The sequence below is a fragment of the Mangrovimonas sp. ST2L15 genome (assembly GCF_001280515.1).
Lineage (GTDB): Bacteria > Bacteroidota > Bacteroidia > Flavobacteriales > Flavobacteriaceae > Mangrovimonas > Mangrovimonas futianensis.
The window spans coordinates 1-392 of record NZ_LBIQ01000049.1 but is presented as its reverse complement, the minus strand read 5'-3'; the positions used below and the strand labels follow the sequence as shown (position 1 = coordinate 392).

The 392-nt window shown below is 41.3% G+C and carries 1 pseudogene; it reads right to left on the bottom strand.

Annotation, left to right across the window (positions count from 1 at the left end):
* Nucleotides 1-329, bottom strand: a pseudogene (locus ZA07_RS15955) (cytochrome-c peroxidase); the annotation flags it as partial.
* Nucleotides 330-392 lie beyond the last annotated feature (63 nt).

The window sequence follows — 392 nt, the reverse complement described above, 5'->3', positions numbered from 1 at the left end:
GTCCATAATGGATTGTTTGGATTTCCGTGGCAATGAAAGCAGTCGCCTCTGCCTTCATCCATAAAAACAGCTAAACCATTTTGTTCTTGTGGCGTCAAGCTGGCTGTGCCTAGAAAGTAATTGTTAAATTTTGAGTTGGCAGAAATTAGTGTTCTTTCAAATTGGCCTAAGGCTTTGGTTGCCAAATCACGCGAGATGGGTGCATTTCCAAAAGCGTCTTGAAATAATTCTGGGTACTAAGGGTGGTTATTTAATCTGTCCACAACTGTTTTCCATGTATTTGCCATTTCAGTAGGGTCTTCAACTGGTAGGGAGGCCTGATGTTCCATACCGAAGGAGCGCCTATCCCAAAAAAAATGTTTATCAAAATTCCAAGCTAACTTGAATAAGCG